This is a genomic window from Paraburkholderia sp. BCC1885 (assembly GCF_900996235.1).
GTDB lineage: Bacteria > Pseudomonadota > Gammaproteobacteria > Burkholderiales > Burkholderiaceae > Paraburkholderia.
Map to the genome: position 1 here is coordinate 155,435 of NZ_CAAJGM010000011.1, position 19,735 is coordinate 175,169.

General features: G+C 61.6%; 20 protein-coding genes. All 20 read right to left on the reverse strand.

All coding sequences use genetic code 11. The features are described from left to right. Positions 1 to 28 precede the first annotated feature (28 nt). Positions 29 to 859, reverse strand: a complete 831-nt coding sequence (locus tag FQ755_RS00815) for a carboxymuconolactone decarboxylase family protein (RefSeq protein WP_144150212.1) — start codon at positions 857 to 859, stop codon at positions 29 to 31. An 80-nt stretch (positions 860 to 939) separates the two neighbouring features. Continuing rightward, positions 940 to 1,326, reverse strand: coding sequence for a cupin domain-containing protein (locus FQ755_RS00820; RefSeq protein WP_144150213.1), 387 nt, complete (start codon positions 1,324 to 1,326; stop codon positions 940 to 942). A 16-nt stretch (positions 1,327 to 1,342) separates the two neighbouring features. Then, the gene (locus tag FQ755_RS00825) at positions 1,343 to 2,248 is read right to left on the reverse strand and encodes an NAD(P)-dependent oxidoreductase (RefSeq protein ID WP_144150214.1); all 906 of its coding nucleotides are present in this window, start codon (positions 2,246 to 2,248) and stop codon (positions 1,343 to 1,345) included. 32 nt (positions 2,249 to 2,280) lie between these two features. Continuing rightward, positions 2,281 to 3,630: an MFS transporter gene (locus tag FQ755_RS00830; RefSeq protein ID WP_144150215.1), complete on the reverse strand. Its 1,350-nt coding sequence runs from the start codon at positions 3,628 to 3,630 to the stop codon at positions 2,281 to 2,283. An 87-nt stretch (positions 3,631 to 3,717) separates the two neighbouring features. Beyond that, the gene (locus FQ755_RS00835; RefSeq protein WP_144150216.1) at positions 3,718 to 4,113 is read right to left on the reverse strand and encodes a carboxymuconolactone decarboxylase family protein; all 396 of its coding nucleotides are present in this window, start codon (positions 4,111 to 4,113) and stop codon (positions 3,718 to 3,720) included. A 121-nt stretch (positions 4,114 to 4,234) separates the two neighbouring features. Beyond that, positions 4,235 to 5,665, reverse strand: coding sequence for an aldehyde dehydrogenase family protein (locus tag FQ755_RS00840; RefSeq protein ID WP_144150217.1), 1,431 nt, complete (start codon positions 5,663 to 5,665; stop codon positions 4,235 to 4,237). Between the two features lie 22 nt (positions 5,666 to 5,687). Then, positions 5,688 to 6,575, reverse strand: coding sequence for an NAD(P)-dependent oxidoreductase (locus FQ755_RS00845; RefSeq protein WP_144150218.1), 888 nt, complete (start codon positions 6,573 to 6,575; stop codon positions 5,688 to 5,690). A gap of 12 nt (positions 6,576 to 6,587) precedes the next feature. Beyond that, on the reverse strand, positions 6,588 to 6,914 hold the full coding sequence (locus FQ755_RS00850) for an NIPSNAP family protein (RefSeq protein ID WP_144150219.1): 327 nt from the start codon (positions 6,912 to 6,914) through the stop codon (positions 6,588 to 6,590). A 47-nt stretch (positions 6,915 to 6,961) separates the two neighbouring features. Further along, the gene (locus tag FQ755_RS00855; protein WP_260858233.1) at positions 6,962 to 7,873 is read right to left on the reverse strand and encodes an NAD(P)-dependent oxidoreductase; all 912 of its coding nucleotides are present in this window, start codon (positions 7,871 to 7,873) and stop codon (positions 6,962 to 6,964) included. Positions 7,874 to 7,917: 44 nt separating this feature from the next. Beyond that, entirely contained in the window at positions 7,918 to 9,306 is a 1,389-nt protein-coding gene (locus tag FQ755_RS00860) for an MmgE/PrpD family protein (protein ID WP_144150221.1), read from the reverse strand. Then, on the reverse strand, positions 9,296 to 10,081 hold the full coding sequence (locus FQ755_RS00865) for an SDR family oxidoreductase (protein ID WP_144150222.1): 786 nt from the start codon (positions 10,079 to 10,081) through the stop codon (positions 9,296 to 9,298). The genes FQ755_RS00860 and FQ755_RS00865 overlap by 11 nt, the downstream gene beginning before the upstream one ends. An 11-nt stretch (positions 10,082 to 10,092) precedes the next feature. Further along, positions 10,093 to 10,893 (reverse strand): N-acyl homoserine lactonase family protein, encoded by an 801-nt coding sequence (locus FQ755_RS00870; protein ID WP_144150223.1) that lies wholly within the window; start codon positions 10,891 to 10,893, stop codon positions 10,093 to 10,095. 66 nt (positions 10,894 to 10,959) lie between these two features. Next, positions 10,960 to 12,369: an MFS transporter gene (locus FQ755_RS00875; RefSeq protein WP_144150224.1), complete on the reverse strand. Its 1,410-nt coding sequence runs from the start codon at positions 12,367 to 12,369 to the stop codon at positions 10,960 to 10,962. A gap of 182 nt (positions 12,370 to 12,551) precedes the next feature. Then, entirely contained in the window at positions 12,552 to 13,472 is a 921-nt protein-coding gene (locus FQ755_RS00880) for an SMP-30/gluconolactonase/LRE family protein (RefSeq protein ID WP_144150225.1), read from the reverse strand. Between the two features lie 37 nt (positions 13,473 to 13,509). Continuing rightward, positions 13,510 to 14,526, reverse strand: a complete 1,017-nt coding sequence (locus FQ755_RS00885) for an ABC transporter substrate-binding protein (RefSeq protein WP_144150226.1) — start codon at positions 14,524 to 14,526, stop codon at positions 13,510 to 13,512. 92 nt (positions 14,527 to 14,618) lie between these two features. Continuing rightward, on the reverse strand, positions 14,619 to 15,383 hold the full coding sequence (locus tag FQ755_RS00890) for an SDR family NAD(P)-dependent oxidoreductase (RefSeq protein WP_144150227.1): 765 nt from the start codon (positions 15,381 to 15,383) through the stop codon (positions 14,619 to 14,621). Positions 15,384 to 15,426: 43 nt separating this feature from the next. After that, positions 15,427 to 16,233 (reverse strand): ABC transporter permease, encoded by an 807-nt coding sequence (locus tag FQ755_RS00895; RefSeq protein ID WP_144150228.1) that lies wholly within the window; start codon positions 16,231 to 16,233, stop codon positions 15,427 to 15,429. Then, positions 16,214 to 17,068, reverse strand: coding sequence for an ABC transporter ATP-binding protein (locus FQ755_RS00900; RefSeq protein ID WP_144150229.1), 855 nt, complete (start codon positions 17,066 to 17,068; stop codon positions 16,214 to 16,216). Before FQ755_RS00900 ends, FQ755_RS00895 begins: the two co-directional genes overlap by 20 nt. A gap of 32 nt (positions 17,069 to 17,100) precedes the next feature. Further along, on the reverse strand, positions 17,101 to 18,516 hold the full coding sequence (locus FQ755_RS00905) for an MFS transporter (protein WP_144150230.1): 1,416 nt from the start codon (positions 18,514 to 18,516) through the stop codon (positions 17,101 to 17,103). Between the two features lie 130 nt (positions 18,517 to 18,646). Further along, a complete protein-coding gene (gene leuB, locus FQ755_RS00910) occupies positions 18,647 to 19,711 on the reverse strand; it encodes a 3-isopropylmalate dehydrogenase (RefSeq protein ID WP_144150231.1) in 1,065 nt (354 codons plus the stop codon). Positions 19,712 to 19,735 lie beyond the last annotated feature (24 nt).

The window sequence follows — 19,735 nt, forward strand, 5'->3', positions numbered from 1 at the left end:
CACACAAAGTGTCCGACTGTATGATACTTCAGCGCTGGCCGATCTCCACGTTCTGTTCATGCTGGGCGGCCCCGTTTGCCGTCATGTCTTGCAAGGCCGCTTCGAGCAACGGCGCGCCGAGTTCCGCGCCATGGATACCCGTGGTGCTGACTATTTCTAGCAACTCCATAATCTCGCCTACCGTTGCCCCGTAACGCAGTGCGTTGCGCATATGCAGCTTCAGGCCGGGAACGTATAGATGCGTGGCCGAGGCATCGAAGGCGCAGTACATGAATTCCTTAACCTTCGGACTCAATACGCCGGTCTTCCACGGCACCGACGAAAATTCGACATACGCTTCGAACAGATCGGGATCGAGTTCGAGCAAACCCTCCCACGTCGGATGCCAGTAACCGCGGTTCTTCTCGAACGCGGCCTTCAGGGCGAGCCTTCGTTCGTCGAGCGGCACCGGTCCTGCACGCAAACCCTCTTCTTCCAGAACTTCCAGCAACACCGGCACGCCCACGTTGCTTGTATGAATGCCGATCGTGCTGACCAGTTCAAGCACTTCCATCAACTCGTCACGCGTCGCGCCGAACGACAATGCCCGCTGCAAATGATGCGCAACACCCGGCGCATACAGTTGCGTGGCACAGGCGTCGGCAGCCAGCGCGATGAACGTGCGCACCTTGTCGCCAAGATGGTTGTGCCGCTGCGGCACACTGGAAAACCGCAGATAGGCCGCCACGAAGCCCGCATCGAGACGCAGCATGCTCTCCCATGCAGGAGGCCACGCGCCGTGGACGCGTATGAACTCGTCCCTGATGGCCTGCGCGTCATGCGACTGAGGCGATGTATTGTCTGACTGACTCGAACTCATTACATCCTTCCTCTCGAAGACGGAAACACTCGTATGTGCGCCGGTCGTCCCGACGGCGCACCATCCCACTGATCCTGCCGCTACGCACCGGCCGGATAGTCCGCCTCGGCGACTTCTTCCTGCCACGTCGCCTTGCCGATCGAGGTTGCGATATGCACCATATAGCTGCCGTCGCTCGCGCCGTGCCAATGGCGCTCGTTCGGTCCGATAAACACGATGTCGCCCTGGCGGATCGGTTGCGGCGCTTCACCTTCCTTGCAGATCCAGCCCTTGCCGGCCGTGACCGTCAGTACCTGGCCCTGCTCGTGTGTATGCCAGTAGGTCCGGCCACGCGGAGCAAAAAACACGGTGTTGATCGTGACGCCGTTGGTGGCCGGCATCACCGGATCGGCCCATACGGTGCCGGAAAACGTCTCGCCCCTCAGTTCCGACTGCGCGCCCTCCGCCCTGCCGTGAAATACCTTCATGCCTGCTTCTCCTTTTTCAGTTGTCCTTGACGTTATCAAACAGCCGCACGCCGCCCGATACATCGCCGATCGCATCCACGACCCGATTGCTGATCACATCGCCATAACCCAACGCCGTGCCGAGACCGAAGCTCGCAAGCGGACCCGCCGCGTTCAACGAAGTCACACCGAGCTCGCGCAAGCGGTCCACGTACAGCACCACGTCCTTGGTCATCAACTTGCCCGTGAGACCGCCTTCCAGATAATCGCCGTCGACGATCTTCGGAAAGCGGTTCAGCGTGGCGAAGTTGACCCCGCTGCTGCTGTTCAGCACGTCGAGCAACAGGTGCAGATCGAGCCCCGCTTTTTTGCCCGCGACCATCACCTCAGCGCTTGCCGCGAGGCTGACCGCATTGAGGAAGTTGTTCAGCAGTTTGGTGGTGTGGCCTGCTCCGCTTGCGCCCATGTGAGCGACCTTGGCGCTGATCGGTTTGAATGCCCATTGCAGTGCAGCCACCGCGCCGGCCTCACCACCTACCATGAGCGTCAGCGTGCCCTTCTCGGCCGCTGCGGCGCCCCCTGAAATGCCTGCATCGACGTAATGGACGCCGCGTTCGGCAAAACGCTTCGCCAAGCGGATAGTCGAACTGGCCGCGGCCGTGCTCAGATCGACCACAATCTGCCCCGCGCGGCAATGGGCCAGCACGCCATCTTCGCCTTCGACCACCGCCTCCACCACCTTGCTATCCGGCAGCGACATCATCACGACGTCGGCAAACGCCACCGCGTCGCGCACGCTACCGGCACGCTCCGCACCGGTCGCGGCAATTCGTTCCGCCACCGTGTCGAAGCCAAGCACGGCAATGCCAGCATCGACCAGTCGTCTCGTCATGCGGCCACCCATGTTGCCCAGGCCGATGAAACCGATTCGCTCCTGATTCATGAATTGCATCCTCCTCAAGTCAAACAGTTAGCCTAGAAATCGACGTCTTTCGTTTCCGGGCCCATCAGCGCGCCAACCATGCCAATCAGGCCGCCCACGCACAGCAGCGCGACCGCCGTCAGACGCAGCGGCATGAAGGCGCCAAGCCAGTTCATATAGAACGCGTAAAACGACGGAATGATCACGGAAAGACTGAAGCCCACGCCGAAACCGGTTGCGCGTACATCCGTGACGAAGCGCTCGTTGATATACGTGATGATCACGCCCCATGGCGAGGTCACCAATACCGCGAGCACGCAGACGAGCACGATGATGACCGTCAAGGACAGGCCTTCACCATTGGCCAGCACGTACAACAGCGCCGAACCGACCGTCGCGATCAGCGGGCCGACGATCGCGAAGAAACGACGCCGTCCGATACGTTGAGCAATCAGTCCCGAACCGATATAGCTGAAAAACAGCACGAAATACGTGATCATCAGCGTGGACGCCATCTGGAAACCCGACAGATGGAGCGTTTTCACCAGCAGGCCGGTAGGCAGAAAGATCGTCACGATGTTCTGCGTAAGCCAGAAGCCCGTCATCATCAGCAGAACCTGCAGCAGATTGCGGCCGCTTTTGCCGCGAATCAGATCGGTCAGCGGCAGCTTTTCGGCCTGGGCGGCCTTGTCGGCGGCTTCGCTCTTCCAGATTTCCGACTCCGCCACCTTGCGCACGTAATATGTCGCGAGCACGCCCGCCAGCACGGCGCCCAGCACGAACGGCACGCGCCAGCCCCACTGGGCATAGGGCGAATTCATACCATTGAGCGGAAAAAGCGCGAACATGGCCATGGCGACGAGGTTGATCGTCACATACGCCGCCGGAAAACCCGCAATGATGAAACCGCCGACGAAGCCGCGTTGTTCCTTCTTCGAATACTCGATGGCGAGCGGCATGGCGCCGGTATAGCCGCCACCCAGAAAGATGCCGTCGACGAAACGCAACAACACCAGCAGCACATACGACGTCAGGCCGATGCTTTGATAACCCGGCAATAGCGCGATCAGCAGCGTGACCACACCGAAGCCCGACACCGACCAGATGGAGGCCTTGCGCCGGCCGATGCGGTCCGCGATCATGCCGAACAGCAATGCGCCAACCGGCCGCCCCAACAGCGTCGTAATGAACACCAGCGACGCGAGAATCGTCTCCGTACCGGCCGAAAGATGCGGCGGCTGAAAGAACCCCAGCACCGGCGACAACACGACGACCGGAAGGTAGATATCGAACATGTCGATAAACTCGGAGAAGAACGCGCCTTTGATGGCGTTGCGCCTTCTCGTTTCTATGGACTGCTCAGCTTCCGACTGAATGACGTCGTTAGCGGTTATGGTTTTCATCTTTGTCTCCTGTCGACCGGAATGCGTGTTTTGGCACGCATTCCGGTCTCACGCAAAACGCTCGTGGATCGAGGCTTTTCCTGCGCTTTAGGCCGCCGGGTTCTCCGCCTCGTAAGCCTTGATCGCCTCCGTGGCCACGCGGAATGCCGCCAGCGCCAGCGGCGCGCCGCAATAGACTGCCGCCTGCATCAACACCGCGCGAATCTCTTCGCGTGTTACGCCGTTGCGCAGCGCGCCTTTGATATGCACTGCCAATTCGTGATGCTGGCTCATCGCCGTCAACATGCCGAGATTCAGCATGCTGCGCGTCTTGAACGACAGCGTCTGGTCGCCCCAGACATCGCCCCAGCAGTATTCGGTGACAAATTTCTGCATCGGCCGGTTGAAGTCGTCTGCGTTGGCCCACGACTTCTCCACGTGCGCCGAGCCGAGCACCTCCTTACGGTTCTCAAAGCCTTTGTCGAAGCGTTCGTTGTTGTCCATTGTGAAATCCTCTACGGTTCGTTGCGTTTCAGGTTCAAATCATCTTAATGCCGGACACACCGATTGTCCGACAATGAAAAAGCGCAAATTTTTTACTCACTCGGGCCGGCGACCACGCGCCTCACGGTGCGCCATAGCCGACCATCGACTTGGTTTCCAGATACTCGCGCAAGCCAGCTTCGCCCCATTCGCGTCCATTGCCCGAGCGCTTATAGCCACCGAACGGCGCGCCAAAATCAGCCGGCGGGTAATTCAGGTGCACGCCACCGGCACGCAGGGCGCGTCCCACTTTGCGCGCCCGCTGAAGGTCGCCCGACTGGACATAGGCCGCGAGACCGTATTCGGTGCCGTTCGCGATGTCGATAGCATTCTCTTCCGAGTCGTATGCCATGATCGATAGCACCGGTCCGAAAATTTCTTCGCGCGCGATCGTCATATCCGGCGTGACGTCGGCGAATACCGTGGGGCGCACGTAGTAGCCGCGCTCGACACCTGCAGGCAGACCCGTGCCACCTGTGACGAGCCGCGCGCCTTCGTCGATGCCCTTCTGGATCAGCGTCTGCACACGCTCGAACTGATTGCGGTTGACGAGCGGACCCAGTTGCGTCGACGGATCGTCGGTCGGGCCGGTACGGTAGGCTTCGGCGGCGCGCTTCGCGATTTGCGCCGCGTCGTTCATCAAATGACGCGGTACCAGCATGCGAGTCGGAATCGAGCACGACTGACCGCTATTCGTGAAGCACGCGGCGAGGCCGCGCGTCACCGCTTCTTCCAGGTCGACGTCGTCGAGCAGGATGTTTGCCGACTTGCCGCCCAGTTCCTGCGCGACACGCTTGACCGTTTGCGCCGCCGCCTCGGCAACCAGCACGCCGGCCCGCGTCGAACCGGTAAACGACACCATGTCGATGTCCGGATGAGAAGCGATGGCCGCGCCCACGCCAGGGCCGTCGCCGTTGACGAGGTTGAATACACCTGGCGGCACTTGCGCCTCGTCGAGCACCTCGGCGAACAGCAATGCGCTCAACGGTGAGTATTCGCTCGGTTTGAGAACCATCGTGCAACCGGCCGCCAGCGCCGGGGCAATCTTCACCACAATCTGGTTGATCGGCCAGTTCCACGGTGTGATCAGGCCGCATACGCCCACCGGTTCCAGCACGACGCGGGTGCTGCCGCGCTGCTCTTCGAAATCGAAACGTTCGAGCACGTCGATCAGTGCATTGAGGTGCGCCGGCCCGCGTGCGGCCTGGCCGTTGCGTGCGAAGGTGATGGGCGCGCCCATTTCGCGGCGGATCAGTTCGGCAAACTCGTCGTAGCGGCGCTCATAAATCTGCAGCACGCGTTTGAGCAGGGCCACGCGGTCGGTCGCATCGCTGACCGACCATGTCGCAAAAGCCCGACGCGCCGCAGCCACGGCCCGATCCACGTCCTGCGCATCGCCGAGTGCAATCCGCCCGATTGGCGTTTCGGTCGCCGGGTCGATCACGTCGAAGCCGCTGGCGGACGCCGGTTCGACCCATTTTCCATCAATATAGAACTGCGCTGTATGTGACATAGAGGACTCCGATCAATTTGTCTCAGGAGGCGTCGCCGGGCAGCAGACGATACAGCTCCGTGTGGTCCGTCGCCGCTGTCGAACGTGACGCCGCGTCGTTCCACATCGCGGTGCAGGTCACGCCGAGCGTCATCGGATAGTCGACGGCCTGCGCGAGAGCACGCGCGATCTTCAGATCCTTGTTCATCAGTTGCAGCGCGAAACCTGATGCAAACGTGCCGCTCAGCATGAATTGCTTGACCTTGTTTTCAGACGTATTGGTGCGGCCCGACGACGCATTCAGCACGTCGGTCATGACACCCGGTTCAATCCCAAAGCGCTCGGCGACATGCAGCGCCTCGACGGTCGCCGCGAGGCCGGCAGCCGAGACATAGTTGTTTAGCGCTTTCGCAGCATGGCCCGCGCCCGCGCTGCCGATATGCAGCACGCTCTTGCCCATGGCGTCGAGCAACGGCTTGCAACGCTCAAGCACCTCCTGCGCGCCGCCGACCAGAATCGCCAGCGAGCCCTCGCGTGCTTTCTTGACCCCGCCCGACACCGGCGCATCCAGATAAGCGTAGCCGCGCTCCGCGAGCGTCTCGCCGAGTTTGCGCGAACGTTCCGGCTCCGACGAACTCATATCGATGACGACCGCGCCTTTTGCCAGATGGCTTACCCAGCCGCCCGCGCCACCGCCGAGCAGAACTTCTTCCACGATCGCCGAATTGGGCAGCATGGTGATCAAGACGTCGAGCGTTGCAGCGTGGTCCGGTTTCAGGCGCTGGGCGCCGATCTGCGTGGCCAGCGTGTCGGCACGCGCGGCATCCGCGTCATCGAGATACAGTTCGAATCCGGCGGTCGCGAGACACTGCGCCATCGGCGCGCCCATCATGCCGAGTCCGATAAAGCCGATGCGTTTCGGTTGTGTCATGGCAAATATTCCTTACTGCAGGGCCGAAAAAGTCGTCGGCGTCAAAAAGTGATTTTCGATGCGTTCGACAATCGGCCGTTCCGCCTCGGTTGCGGCGCGCTTGGCGATCCATTCCGCGTCGGCTTGAAACGCATTCCACTTCTGTTCGCGCTCCGCGAGACTCTCCCACTTCACCATATACGTGAGCGTGTGATTGCTCGGGCCGATCAACGTGGTCCAGAAGCCGATCTGCTGAATGCCGTATTTCTCGAAGAAGCCGAGCGTGGTGGTGGTGAAGCGATCGAGCAATGCCGGCAGCCGGGTGGGGGCGCAATGGTAAATCCGCATTTCGACAATCATGGTGTACTCCGATCAGGTTTATATAACGTTCGTGTGGCGCGTTCGAATCAGTCCGCAAGGCCTTCGCCCGACGACCAGTGTTCGACGTATTTGACGAGCTCGGTCATGTCGCGCTTCGCGCCGTCCTGCATTGCTGCGTAATTCCAGACTTGACGCGCCACGCTGCCGACCCACATCGGCACACCGAGCGCCTGGCATTCCTCGACGGCCAGACCGATGTCCTTGCAGACACTGCCGATCGGAAAGCCGAAATCGAACGTGCGCGGCAGCACCTGCTTCGGAAACTTGTCGAGCGTCGCGCCGTTTTTGCCGCTCCCCGCGTTGATCACCGACATCATCACCTCGGGGTCGAGACCGCCGCGCATGCCGGCCACGAAGGCCTCGGATGTAATCGCAAAGGCCGTGGACGAGAGCATGTTGTTCAGCAGCTTCAGCAACTGCCCTTGCCCCGGCTCCTCGCCGACGACGAACACTTTGCCAAGGACTTCGAACAATCCGCGCACTTCATTGAGTGCTGCGGGCTTGCCTGCCGCCATGATCGCGAGCGTGCCCTTGCTGGCGCCCGCTGCTCCGCCGCTCACCGGTGCATCGACCGTGTCGATGCCTTTCGCCAGCAGGCCGTCGGCGACTTCCTTCTCGGTGCGCGACCCGACGGTCGACAGGTCGATCAGAATCTTCAGGGCGCTGCCTTCTATCAGACCGCCCTCGCCTATCGCAACCTGCCTGAATACGGCCGGCGTCGGCAGGCTCGTAAAGACGATGCGTGCGTGGTCGGCCACGTCGCGAACGGATTTCGCCGCGTGCGCGCCCAGCGCCACGAGCTCGGCAACCGCCTTCTCATCGCGGTCATAGACGATCAACGAATGGCCGGCTTCGATCAGACGCCGCGCCATCGGACGTCCCATCACGCCCACACCGACAAATCCGGTTTGATTCTTTTGCTCACTGCTCGACATGATTTCCCTCGCCCATGAAAGTTTGCGTCAGCACCGCGCGTCCCTGCTTATGACGCGCGTGCCATGTACATCGGTGCGGCGGCGTCCGCCTCGCTATCGAGACGCCCTAAGCGGTCGGCCAGCGGTTGCGGCGCCACGCCGGAGCCCCCGTATGCCGCCAATTCGCGTAATTTCGCCGCCAGTTCCTCATCCTTTAACGGTGCGGCCAGGCTGCCCCGGGCGGCCTCGATGCGCCGCGACACGACCTCGCCGGAACGCAACACCACCGTGACCTGTGCCGATTCGACGGGCCACGACGCCTCGTCGATAAAATGCAGGCGGCCCGCGAATGCCCGCAGCGCCGGCTCCGCCACCGCCGCATCGCTGAATTCCGCGAGACCCGCCTTGCCGCGCGCCAGCGTCACCGCAACGGCGTGCTGCGCGCTCACCTGCGATTCGCGTCCCGAACGCACCCCTGGACGATCAGTACGCTCGCGCAGCAACGGATGTCCGGTCAGTTCGACGCGTTCGATATCGTCTAGCGTCCAGCGAGCGTCGCGTCGCAGATCGAGACAGGCGTCGATAACCGGATTAAGCACGACACCGCACGGATAAGGCTTATACGTGTTCGACAACAGCGCCCAATCGCGGCCCAAACCATCTGTCAGCGCGTTTAGCTTCGGCTCATTGGCGGTCACGTTGAGAAACCCACGCGCGCCTTCTAGCGGCGCATCGGGACCGGAGAAGCCGTCCTTCGCAAGCAGGGCGGACAGCAGCCCGTTGCGCGCCGCATTGCCCACGCTAACGCTTTTCGACATCGTGCCGAGCGTTTCGACCAGTCCGCCCGCTTGCGCCGATGCATTGCCCAAGGCCCAAACAATCTGCTGTTCATTCAGACCGCAAGCCTTCGCAACCGCCACGGCCGCGCCAAATACGCCACACGTCGACGTAATATGCCAGCCGCGTTGATAGTGTCCGGGCGAAACCGCATTGCCGATCCGGCACTCCACTTCCACGCCGAGCACGAAGGCCAGCAATAACGCCTCACCGCTGATCGCTTTCGAGTCCCGCTGCGTTTCCGCCAATGCAAACAGCGCAGCCGCAACGGGCGCGGTCGGATGAATGATGGTGGGCATATGCGTGTCGTCGAAGTCGAACACGTTTGCACTCATCGCGTTGAGCGCGGCCGCGTTCAGCATATCCGTGCGCTCGCTACGCCCGATCACGCCGGCATCGTGCGCCGCGCTGAAGCGCCCATACACCGCCACCGCTTTGTCGAGCACCGGATCGTTGCAGCCCGCCAGTGCCACGGCGAAGTAGTTGACCAGTGCGCGCTTTGCTTCGTGCCGCACGGCAACGGGTAGATCCGACCATTCAGTCACGGCGACGAATCGCGCGAGTTCACGCGTGATCGCGCCGCTCTGCACGGATGGCGTCGCTAAAGAGTCAGCCTGCAAGCCAGCCCCCTTCGATCGGCATCAACGCGCCGGTAATCTGGCTCGCCGAGGGCGAACACAGGAACACAATCAGGTCGCCGACATGTGCGGCGTCTATCAGCTCGCCGGTAGGCTGTTTGCCCTGCAGGAACTCATGAACCGCGTCATCGCGGCTCAGGCCACGCGCATCCATCAGATCGTTGATGCGGCCGTCGATGTTCGGCGTCAGCACCGACCCCGGACAGATCGCGTTACAGGTTATGCCTTGATTGAGCGTTTCGATCGCCACCGAGCGCGTGAGCCCGAGCAAAGCCGTCTTGGTCGTGACGTAATCCACCCGGTTGGCCGTCGCACGCGTGCCGTACACCGACGTCATGTTGAAGATGCGGCCCCAGCCACGCTTGCGCATGCCGGGCAGCGTCAACTGAATCGCGCGAAACGCTGCCGTCAGATTCACAGCGAGCGCGCTGTTCCAATGCTCGATTGAAAACGATTCGATACCCGCAAAGTGGCGCACCACCGCGTTATTGACCAGCACGTCGATCGCGCCCAAGCGCTCGTGTGCCGCGTCGATGAGCCGGTCGACGCCGTCCACCGTGGACAGATCGGCGCGCACGTAATTCACGTCGACGTCGTGCGAAGCGGATAGCTCGGCGCAGGTTTGCTCCATGCTCTGCGCCGTTTCGAGGCCATGTAGCACGATATGACTGCCACTAGCCGCGAGTGCTTTTGCCATGGCAAGACCCAGTCCGTTCGACGAACCGGTCACGAGCACATTTTTTCCCTTTAGCGCCATGTGATTTTCCTTTAGCGCGGCTCGGCATCGAGACGCACGATCCAGCCCTCGGTCTCACGATCATGCGCGGGATAGCGCGCCAGCACCGCCGGGTCGTGGCCGGGGATCACATGATTCGGCGAGTCGGCAAGACGATGCGCGGTCTCGTACCCTTCCAGCATGTCGCCGACGTTGTACACCACCGGAAACGGCCGATGCTCCTGCATATTTGCGTAGAAGTGCGATGCATCCGAAGCCAGCACGACCCAGCCACGCTCCGTATGCACACGCACGATCTGCAGGCCATTGGTATGGCCGCCCACCCAATGCACGCTCAGTCCTGGCGCGACTTCGGACGCACCTTCGTGAAACCGCACGCGTCCGTCGAAAAGCCGGCCTACCATCGACTTCACGTCTTCCGGCTCGAACGGATGACTCAGCGCGTGATGACACATGCAACGGCCGGTGCAATAGGCCATCTCACGATCCTGCAGATGATAGTGAGCGCGCGGAAAGAGCGTGCTGTTACCCGCGTGATCGTAGTGCATGTGGGTGATGATCACGTCATTGACAGACGCTGCGGAGATGCCGATTTTCTGCAAACCGTGTTCCACCGTATTGGTGATGGTGCGGCCGCGCTTGTCGGCCATCGTCTGGTCAAAACCCGTGTCGACGATGAACGTGCGCGTCTTGCCGACTACCGCCCACACGAAATAATCGAGCGGCATGGCGACGTCATGCGAATCGCCACCAATGAAGTTGTCGCCTGAACGACGCTCGAAATGTGCGTACTTGACGGCATAAATCCGGTAATTCTCGATCTGCGATGACATGTCTCGGGTGTCCTCGTATTGACTGAATATGCAGTGACGGTTGCGGCCAGCTTCGGTTGTCCGCTGTTATCTGAGCGCTTCGGCTGTGCCGCCCTTCATCGCCTCCTGAGGCGTCGCGCTGCCCGTCTCCTGTTCGATGGCTTCGAGCGAGCGCCGTTTCGTCTCCGGACCAATGACGCCGACGATCAATGCCTGGGCAAGCAGCGTCCCGACGATCAGCGTCAACACGCCCGCGATGCCAAACTTCATGAACGATGCGGCGACCGCATAAGGAATCGCGATGCTGACCGCGCGCCCGACCGTATTCGACAGACCCGCGCCGCGCAGCCGCAAGCGGGTGGGAAACAACTCGGGAACATAGGTCGCCACGCTGAACGACGACAGCACGTAAATGCAGCAGGTAATCGCAAAGCCCAATGCGGTAATTGCCACGGCCGATTGCGCGAACGGATAGGCCACGCCGAATGCCGCGCAGATTAGCGAAAACAGAACGATGCCCCATTTACGCCCAATTCGCTCGGCAAGCACAAAAGCGATCAGCGAACCGACCGGCCCTCCCGCGAACATCACGGCCGTCAGACCGAGCGAACTCGATACGCTATGCCCTTGCTTGACGAGGAACGTGGGTATCCAGCTCACAAACGCGTAATTGACGGTGAAAAGCGCGACCAATACCGTGATGCCCGTAATGGTGCGGCTCAGCAGTTGGCGGGAGAACAGTTCGCTCAGACGGCCATGGTCCTGCTCGCTCGCTTCGAGGCGGCGCGGCGCCGCTTCGTTTGCGTTGACGGTGGCGGCGTCCACGCCGCAGGCGGCTTCGATACGCGACACGATGCCCGCGGCTTCGTCGCCGCGGCCACGCGATTCCAGCCAGCGCGGCGATTCCGGCATCGACTTGCGCAGGAACCAGACCACCAGCGCTCCGCATCCGGCAATGGCGAACATCCAGCGCCATCCGTATTGCGGAACGATTAGCCAGCCGAGAAACGTCGAAAGAAACAGCGACGTATTGATGATGAGATTAAGGATCGTGCCGAAGCGGCCACGCCAAACGGCGGGAATGAACTCGCTGAGCGTGCCGTAGCCAACCACGATTTCCGCGCCCATGCCAATGCCCATGATGAGCCGGAAGACGATGAGCCACGGCATCGACGGCGCAAATGCGGCGGCAATCGAAGCAAAGCCGTAGATGCCGAGGTTGAATTGATAACAGAAGCGGCGCCCGAATCTGTCGCCGAGGACACCTGAGAGCCATGCGCCCGTCATCATGCCGATGAAGGTGACGGAGACGAAGGCTGCGTTGAGGCTGAGAGTGGATTCGCCACTGTGGATCATGGCGGCCAGCACCGCGCCGGCAATGTAAATGTCGAACGAATCGAAGTACATGCCGGCGGCAATCAGGCCCAGCATCCGCCAATGGAAGCCCGATAGCGGCAGGCCGTCCAGACGTGCTCCTACGCTTGCATAGCCCGGCATGATGGTGTCTCCGTCTGTTCGGTCTTGTGTCCGCGAGCTTGCCTGCATCTGCGCATGGCGCATCAGAGGCAACACACTCACGAATCAGTTTATACTCCTGTCATACAATCCGTCAAGAATACGAATTGTGCAGCGCAACCGAAATGAGCCGGATCAACAGACGCAGGGAGGGAGCAACCGGTTCAGGTGTACGGCAAGCGCAGCCCCGCCTCCGGCCAATCCATTGAAACGAGTTGTCCTGTTCCTGAGAGGGTGATGTACGCCGTTTTAAGGTCGGCGCCGCCGAAGCAGATATTGGTCACCATGGGATCGGGAAACACCACCTGGCGCAGGACGTCGCCGCCCGGCGTGATGACGGTAATACATCCCGTCACGAGCGTGGCGACGCAAATATTTCCATAGGCGTCCACGGCAAGGCTGTCGAAACGTTGATATCCCGGCAGGCCGCAGACCAACCGCCCGCCGTGCGGCGACGGATGCGGATGCTTCCTGGCGCGGCCCGGCTCTTCCAGGTCGAACGCCCACAGGCGGCCCGTTTCCGTCTCCGATACATAGACTACCGAATCGTCCGGCGACAGGCCCACACCATTCGCCGTGGTGAGCGGATAAGCGACTTCCCTGATCATCGAGCCGTCGGCACGCGCGTAGTAAAGACCCGCGTGGTCGCGGTCGCGTGCGCGATTCTTGCCGAAGTCCGTGAAATAAAAGCCGCCGGTGTGATCGAAGACCAGATCGTTGGGGCCGCACAGCGGGAAATCGCCGCATCGGTCGTATAGCGTCTTCAGTTCGCCGCTGACCGGATCGAGCCGCTCGATGCGCCCGCTGGTGTAATGCGGATGAATGCCCGCGCGGGTGCGGTTGAAGCCGGCGATGGTCTGGAACAGAAAGCCGCCGTTATTGCAGATGTAAAAGGCGCCGTCCGGTCCCATTGCGAGGCCATTCGGACCGCCGCCGACCTGCGCGATCACCGACACCGCGCCATCGGGCGCGACCCGGCTGACGGTTTCTCGCTGTATTTCCACCAGCGCCACCGAGCCGTCTGCTAACGCAACGGGCCCTTCCGGAAACAGCAGACCGCTCGCCATTACATTGAAATTTTCCATCGCATTTCCTCGCCCGTTCCGTTGCCGCGGCCGGATATCAGTGCTTGTCGGCGCGTTCGACATAGCTGTTGTCATAGGTGGCGCGCAGATCGATATTCGCCGCGGCAACCGAGGGATCGAAAGCGGCCAGCACGTTGCGCACGGTTTTCGGCGCGTCGTCGGCCATCAATCCATCCTGCGATAAACATTGATGCATGTTCGAATAGGCCTTCACAAAAACGGCCTTGTCGGCCACCGCGTATTGCGGCGGCACGGCATCGGCGATCTGCTGCGGAGACGCCTGCGCCATCCACTTTTCCGCCGCTACCATGGCGTTGGCAATCGCCTGAACCGTTTTCGGGTTCTTGTCGACGAATGCCCGGGTCGCGTAGATACTGGCTTCGGGATAGTTTCCGCCGAGCGTTGTCTGGGTGTCCTTGACATTGCGCATCTGTGCAAGCGGGAACAAATCACCGCTATCCTGCAGCACGGTCGCAACCGGGTCGTTCGTCATCAAGGCGTCCACCTGGCCGCTGCGTGCCGCCGCGATCGCACCGGACGACGAACCCACACCGATGATCGAGACGTCATCCGGCTTGAGACCCGCACGGCTCAGCAGATAGTTGACGCCCATATGAAAACTGGAGCCCGGCGAACTCACGCCGATCCGCTTGCCCTTCAGGTCGGCATAGGTCTTGATCTTGTCGTGGCTCGCTTTCGTCACGCCAAAGACAAAACCGGGGCAAACTGCCTGCGTAACGAAGGAGACGATCTTTTGACCACGCGCGGCCATCGTGATGGTGTTCGAATAAGCGCCCACCACGATGTCCGCACTGCCGCCGAGCAATGCCTGCAATGCCTTCGCGCCACCGCTGTACACGCCGATATCCACGTCGAGTCCTTGCTGTTTGAAATAGCCCCGGCTGCTGGCGATCACAAACGGTAGATACGGAAAGCCCACGCCCGCAGCGGCCAGATGAAGCTTCGGCTGCTCGGGCGTGCTCTGCGCATTCGCGGCAGCAGTGAACATCATGGACATCGTCAACATGAGCGAGGCTATGCGAAAACGCTTCATGAATACGGCTCCTCAAAGCGAGATATGTGGCTCGTATTGCGGTATTGCTCCATTTGAGCGGACGTCGTTAACAGGCGCACGCTCAGCCTTGCTCAATACGTCGCCCGTCCCCCGGAAAGATCGAACACGGCGCCAGTGGTAAACGAATTTTCCTCGCTGACGAGCCACGCAATCATGGCGGCGGCTTCGTCGAGTTCCAGGAAGCGGCCGCGCGGAATCTTGCCCAGCATGTAACTGATGTGTTCCGGCGACTGCTCCATCGCGCCCGGCGTGCGCGCGACCGCAGGCGTGACGCAGTTGACGGCAATGTCATGCCCTGCTACTTCCTTGCCGAGCGATTTCGTCATGGCGATCACGGCCGCTTTCGCGGCGCTATAAGCGGCGGCATTCGGATTGCCCTCCTTGCCGGCAATCGACGCCACGTTGACGATGCGGCCGTAGTTTTGCCCCATCATTACCGGAATCACCGCGCGGCAGCAATGAAAGGTGCCGTTCACGTCGACGTCGATCACCTGGTGCCAGTCATCGAGCGGGTAATTGGCGAGCGTCGCATTGGGTCCCACGATCGCCGCATTGTTGATCAGGATATCGATGCGGCCGAGCGCCCGAAGCGTGCCCTCGAGCGCCGCTACGACGCTGCCGTAGTCGGCGATATCCACTTTCTCCGTGTGCACGGCGCGCTTGCCGCCGGCGCCTAGTTCGGCGCTTGCCTTGGCGAGTTGAGCTTCGTTGATGTCCCAGACCACCAGCTTCGCACCCGACGCGAGCAGGCGATGCCCCACCGTCAGGCCGATTCCTTGCGCGCCGCCCGTCACGATCGCAACCCGGCCCGTCAACTCGATAGCATTCGTTTGCACAATGATTGATTCCTGTGAATGGATGGAAAAACGCGCGATCCGCTCAAGCGTGCCCGCTAACCGTCTGCCCTGCGGACGGTTGCCAGCGCATGAAATGCGCTTCGAACAGCGACACGGTCGTATCGAGCACTAGCGCGAACACCGTGAGCAAAAGAATGCCGGCGATGACCGAGTCGATATCGAACACGCCTTCAGCCAGCAGAATCAGGTAACCCACGCCCTTCTCGGAGCCGAGGTATTCGCCCACCACGCTGCCCACGAACGCAATGCCGACGGCGTTATGCAAGCTCGAAAAGACCCAGCTCATTGCCGATGGCAGATAGACGTGCCGCATCAACTGCCGTGAATTCGCGCCAAGCATGCGCGTGTTGGCCAGCACGGCTGGGCTGACTTCACGCACGCCCTGAAAGACGTTGAAAAACACCACGAAGAAAACCAGCGTGACGCCGAGCGCCACCTTCGACCAGATGCCAAGCCCAAACCACAAGGCGAAGATCGGCGCGAAGATCAACCTCGGCATCGAATTCAAAGCCTTGATGAACGGATCGGTGACGATTGCGAGAAACGGGCTTAGCGCGAGCCACAGACCGCAGGCGAGCCCTAGCACCGTACCGATCAAAAAGGCCAGAATGGTTTCGATAAGCGTCGTATAAAGATGCGCATAGATCGAGCCGGTGACGAACCAGCTAATCAGCTTGCGCGCCACGCCAGCCGGGTCACCGAAGAAAAACGGCGAAATCCAGCCGCGGCTCGTCAGCAGCCACCAGACGAACACAAAGCCACCGAGCAACAGCAGACGCGTGACCAGCACCACCAGCCTGTTACGTGGATCAAGAAGGGTTGCGTGCATAGCTTTTCGAAACCTCCGCCCTGAGTACCTGCCAGATCTGCGCGTGAAGCTGCAGGAATCGTTGTGTCATGCGGATTTCGGCGACCTCGCGCGGACGCTGCAGATCTATGTCGAATTCGGCAACCGGTCTGGTGGCCGGTCCCGCTGACATCACCACCACGCGGTCCGACAACGAAATCGCCTCTTCGAGATCGTGGGTGACGAATACGACGGACTTGCGGTCCGTCGACCACAGCCGCAGCAATTCGTCTTCCATCAGATGGCGCGTCTGGATGTCGAGCGCGCTAAACGGCTCATCCATCAGGAGGATGCGTGGATCGAGCGCCAGCGCCTGCGCAAGGCCGGCGCGCTTGCGCATGCCGCCCGACATCTGGTGGGGATATTTGTCGCCGTGTCCGTCGAGGCCCACGCGGTGCAGCCACTCGCGCGCGGTGGCAATGGCGTCGGCCTTCGGCTGGCCGTGGAACAGCAGTCCCGCCGCGATGTTGTCTTCGGCGCTTTTCCAGGGCATGAGCGCGTCCACCTGAAACAGATAAGCCGCGTCCTTGTTGAGACCTTGCCTGAGCGGCTCACCGAATACGCTTAGTACGCCCGACGAAGGTCGGATCAAACCCGCCGCCACATTGAGTAGCGTCGACTTTCCGCAGCCGGTGGGTCCGACCACGGAGAGGAATTCGCCGTCGCGCACCCCGAGGTTCACTTCGCTCACCGCGGTATAGGTGCGCCCTCGTCCTTCGTTGCTGGCGAACGTACAGGTGACGCCCTCGAAACGCAGCGCCTCCCGCGCGTTGAGCGGCTTGCGTTCGGCATCGACGCTGCGTAATGCTGCCGTCATGGTGCTGCCTCCTTCGGGCCGCGTGGTGAAGCTCACTGCGAAAGCTCTTCCAGGCTGCGGTTAAGCGTGCGCGGACTGAACACGCCCACCGCCACGATCATCACGAGCATGGCCGCGCCGATAAACAGCGCCACCCCAGCCGTGCCGCCCTCATGCAGAAAGAAGCCGATCAGGAGACCCGCGAGCGCGGCGCTCACGCGGCTCCACGAATAGACAAAGCCGATCGCCCGCGCGCGAATCCGGGTGGGATACTGTTCCGCCTGAAAACCGTGGAAGACAAACGAAATCCAGTTATTGAACAGCGTGACCAGCACACCGAAGAAGATAATGAGCGCTGGACTCGTCTGTCGGGCAAAAAACATCATGAAGATGCCGATGCCCACTCCCGCCGAGACGATCTGCCATTTGCGCTCCATCTTGTCCGCAATCCAGATGCCGAGCAGCGGTCCGACCGGATTCGCCAGCGCGATGATAAAAGCGTACTGAAGGCTGGTGGTGACGTGGATGCCCTTCGAAATCAGCAGCGTCGGCACCCATGCGCCGAAACCGTAGAAGGCGATCGTCTGGGTCAGATTAAAAACGGACAGAACTAGCGTGCGCTTTCCATACGGCGCCCTGAACAGTTCGGAGAACTTGCCATCTCCGATCACCGCTTCCGCAGGCGCCGCTGGCGGCAGCGCGGCAACGCCCACGTCGCGCGCAATTTTAGCTTCGAGATCGCGCATGATCCGCTCGGCCTCGCCTTCCTTGCCGTGCAGCGAAAGCCAGCGTGGACTCTCGGGCAACCCCAGCCGCAAGCACCACGCCGCTACCGCGCCGACTGCGGCGATCATCGCCACCCAGCGCCAGCCGTCGATACCGAAAGGGCTCGCCGGCACCAGCAGCCAGCCAAGCAGGGCCACTACCGGCACGATCAGGAATTCGATGAACTGATAAAACGCGAACGCCTTGCCGCGGCCTTGCGGCGGCACGAGTTCAGTGAGAAAGGTATCGATGGTGACCTGTTCGAGCCCCACGCCGATTGCCGCGATGAAGCGGCACAGGTCGACCCCCGCCGCACTCGTCTGGCACGCCATGATGGCCGTGGCGAGCGAATACCAGATCAGCGAAAAGGTGAACATGGAGCGGCGTCCGAGGCGGTCCGCAATCGAGCCGAACACCATGCAGCCCAGCCACATGCCCGCGAACGTGCAGAAGACGAAGAACCCTACACCGCTGATACCGAAGAAGCCCACCGAATTATTGGAGAACAGCCCGCTGCGCACGAGCCCCGGCGCGATATACGCCGTCATGAACAGGTCGTACAGTTCGAACACGCCGCCCAGCGAGATCAGGAACACCAGCCGCCACAGGGTGCGCGTAAACGGCAACCTGTCGAGGCGCGCCGCGACTTGCCCTGCATACGAGTCGGCCACGACGAAGGTCGTATCCGCGTAGATTTCAGTCATCGTCGTCTCCGTGCGGCATGCCATCGCCACCGTGATTATTTTTTCGGCCCGTTTGATGCCCGGCGCGAACCGGGCGTGCGGCGCCGCTTACTATCACTCACACTCACTGCTTATCGCCAACCTTCGCCGCTTAGCCGAGTGCGGCAAGCACGGCCTCACCCATTTCACGCGTGCCGACTTTCTTCGTACCCGGCTGATAGATGTCCGCGGTACGGTAGCCCTCGGCCAGCACCTTGCTGACCGCGCGACGAATCCGCGTGGCCGCCTCCGGCAGATCGAACGACAGGCGCATCATCATTTCAACCGACAGGATCGCCGCCAGCGGATTGGCGATGTCTTTGCCGGCGATATCGGGCGCGGTGCCGTGCACGGGCTCGTACAGCCCCAAACGGTCGCTGCCGAGCGACGCCGACGGCAGCATGCCGATCGAGCCGGTCAACATGGCCGCCGCGTCGGACAGGATGTCGCCGAACACGTTGCCCGTCACGATCACGTCGAACTGGCGCGGGTTGCGCATCAGCATCATCGCGGCAGCGTCGACGAATGCGTGGGTCAGTTCGACGTCCGGGTACGCCGTGCCGACTTCGGTCACGACTTCGCGCCACAGTTGCATGGTTTCGAGCACGTTGGCCTTGTCGACCGAACACACCTTGCGATTGCGCTGCCGTGCGGCGCGAAACGCCGCATGGGCGATGCGCCGCACTTCGCTTTCCGTGTAGCGCATCGTGTTGATGCCGACGCGCTCGCCGCCCTCGATCGTAATGCCGCGCGGCTCGCCGAAATACAGGTCGCCGGTCAATTCGCGCAGAATCACGATGTCCAGTCCGTCGACGATTTCGCGCTTCAGGCTCGACGCATCGGCCAGTTCGGGAAACAGGAACGCCGGGCGGAAATTCGCAAACAGGCCCAGCGCCTTGCGCAGACGCAGCAGGCTCGCACCGGGACGCATGTCGAAGGGGATCTTCTCGTCGCCCGGCTCGCCCGCCGCGCCGAACAGAATCGCGTCGGACTTGCGCGCCAGTTCGAGCGTCGCCGCCGGCAGCGGGTCGCCTGCGGCGGCCACGCCCGCTCCGCCGATCGGCGCGTGACTGACTTCCAGTTCGGCACTCTTAGGCACGACTGCCTGCAACACCTTGAGCGCTTCGGCGGTGACTTCCTTGCCAATTCCATCGCCAGCGAGCACGGCAACTTTCATTTCCTGTCCTTTATAAGGGATGAA

What these genes read in the sequence shown, in the direction of transcription:
- FQ755_RS00885 (WP_144150226.1), bottom strand. Translation starts at nt 14,526, where the DNA reads ATGAAGCGTTTTCGCATAGCCTCGCTCATGTTGACGATGTCCATGATG.
- FQ755_RS00905 (WP_144150230.1), bottom strand. Translation starts at nt 18,516, where the DNA reads ATGACTGAAATCTACGCGGATACGACCTTCGTCGTGGCCGACTCGTAT.
- FQ755_RS00865 (WP_144150222.1), bottom strand. Translation starts at nt 10,081, where the DNA reads ATGGCGCTAAAGGGAAAAAATGTGCTCGTGACCGGTTCGTCGAACGGA.
- FQ755_RS00830 (WP_144150215.1), bottom strand. Translation starts at nt 3,630, where the DNA reads ATGAAAACCATAACCGCTAACGACGTCATTCAGTCGGAAGCTGAGCAG.
- FQ755_RS00900 (WP_144150229.1), bottom strand. Translation starts at nt 17,068, where the DNA reads ATGACGGCAGCATTACGCAGCGTCGATGCCGAACGCAAGCCGCTCAAC.
- FQ755_RS00895 (WP_144150228.1), bottom strand. Translation starts at nt 16,233, where the DNA reads ATGCACGCAACCCTTCTTGATCCACGTAACAGGCTGGTGGTGCTGGTC.
- FQ755_RS00880 (WP_144150225.1), bottom strand. Translation starts at nt 13,472, where the DNA reads ATGGAAAATTTCAATGTAATGGCGAGCGGTCTGCTGTTTCCGGAAGGG.
- FQ755_RS00840 (WP_144150217.1), bottom strand. Translation starts at nt 5,665, where the DNA reads ATGTCACATACAGCGCAGTTCTATATTGATGGAAAATGGGTCGAACCG.
- FQ755_RS00825 (WP_144150214.1), bottom strand. Translation starts at nt 2,248, where the DNA reads ATGAATCAGGAGCGAATCGGTTTCATCGGCCTGGGCAACATGGGTGGC.
- FQ755_RS00870 (WP_144150223.1), bottom strand. Translation starts at nt 10,893, where the DNA reads ATGTCATCGCAGATCGAGAATTACCGGATTTATGCCGTCAAGTACGCA.
- FQ755_RS00835 (WP_144150216.1), bottom strand. Translation starts at nt 4,113, where the DNA reads ATGGACAACAACGAACGCTTCGACAAAGGCTTTGAGAACCGTAAGGAG.
- FQ755_RS00875 (WP_144150224.1), bottom strand. Translation starts at nt 12,369, where the DNA reads ATGCCGGGCTATGCAAGCGTAGGAGCACGTCTGGACGGCCTGCCGCTA.
- FQ755_RS00845 (WP_144150218.1), bottom strand. Translation starts at nt 6,575, where the DNA reads ATGACACAACCGAAACGCATCGGCTTTATCGGACTCGGCATGATGGGC.
- FQ755_RS00815 (WP_144150212.1), bottom strand. Translation starts at nt 859, where the DNA reads ATGAGTTCGAGTCAGTCAGACAATACATCGCCTCAGTCGCATGACGCG.
- FQ755_RS00820 (WP_144150213.1), bottom strand. Translation starts at nt 1,326, where the DNA reads ATGAAGGTATTTCACGGCAGGGCGGAGGGCGCGCAGTCGGAACTGAGG.
- leuB (WP_144150231.1), bottom strand. Translation starts at nt 19,711, where the DNA reads ATGAAAGTTGCCGTGCTCGCTGGCGATGGAATTGGCAAGGAAGTCACC.
- FQ755_RS00850 (WP_144150219.1), bottom strand. Translation starts at nt 6,914, where the DNA reads ATGATTGTCGAAATGCGGATTTACCATTGCGCCCCCACCCGGCTGCCG.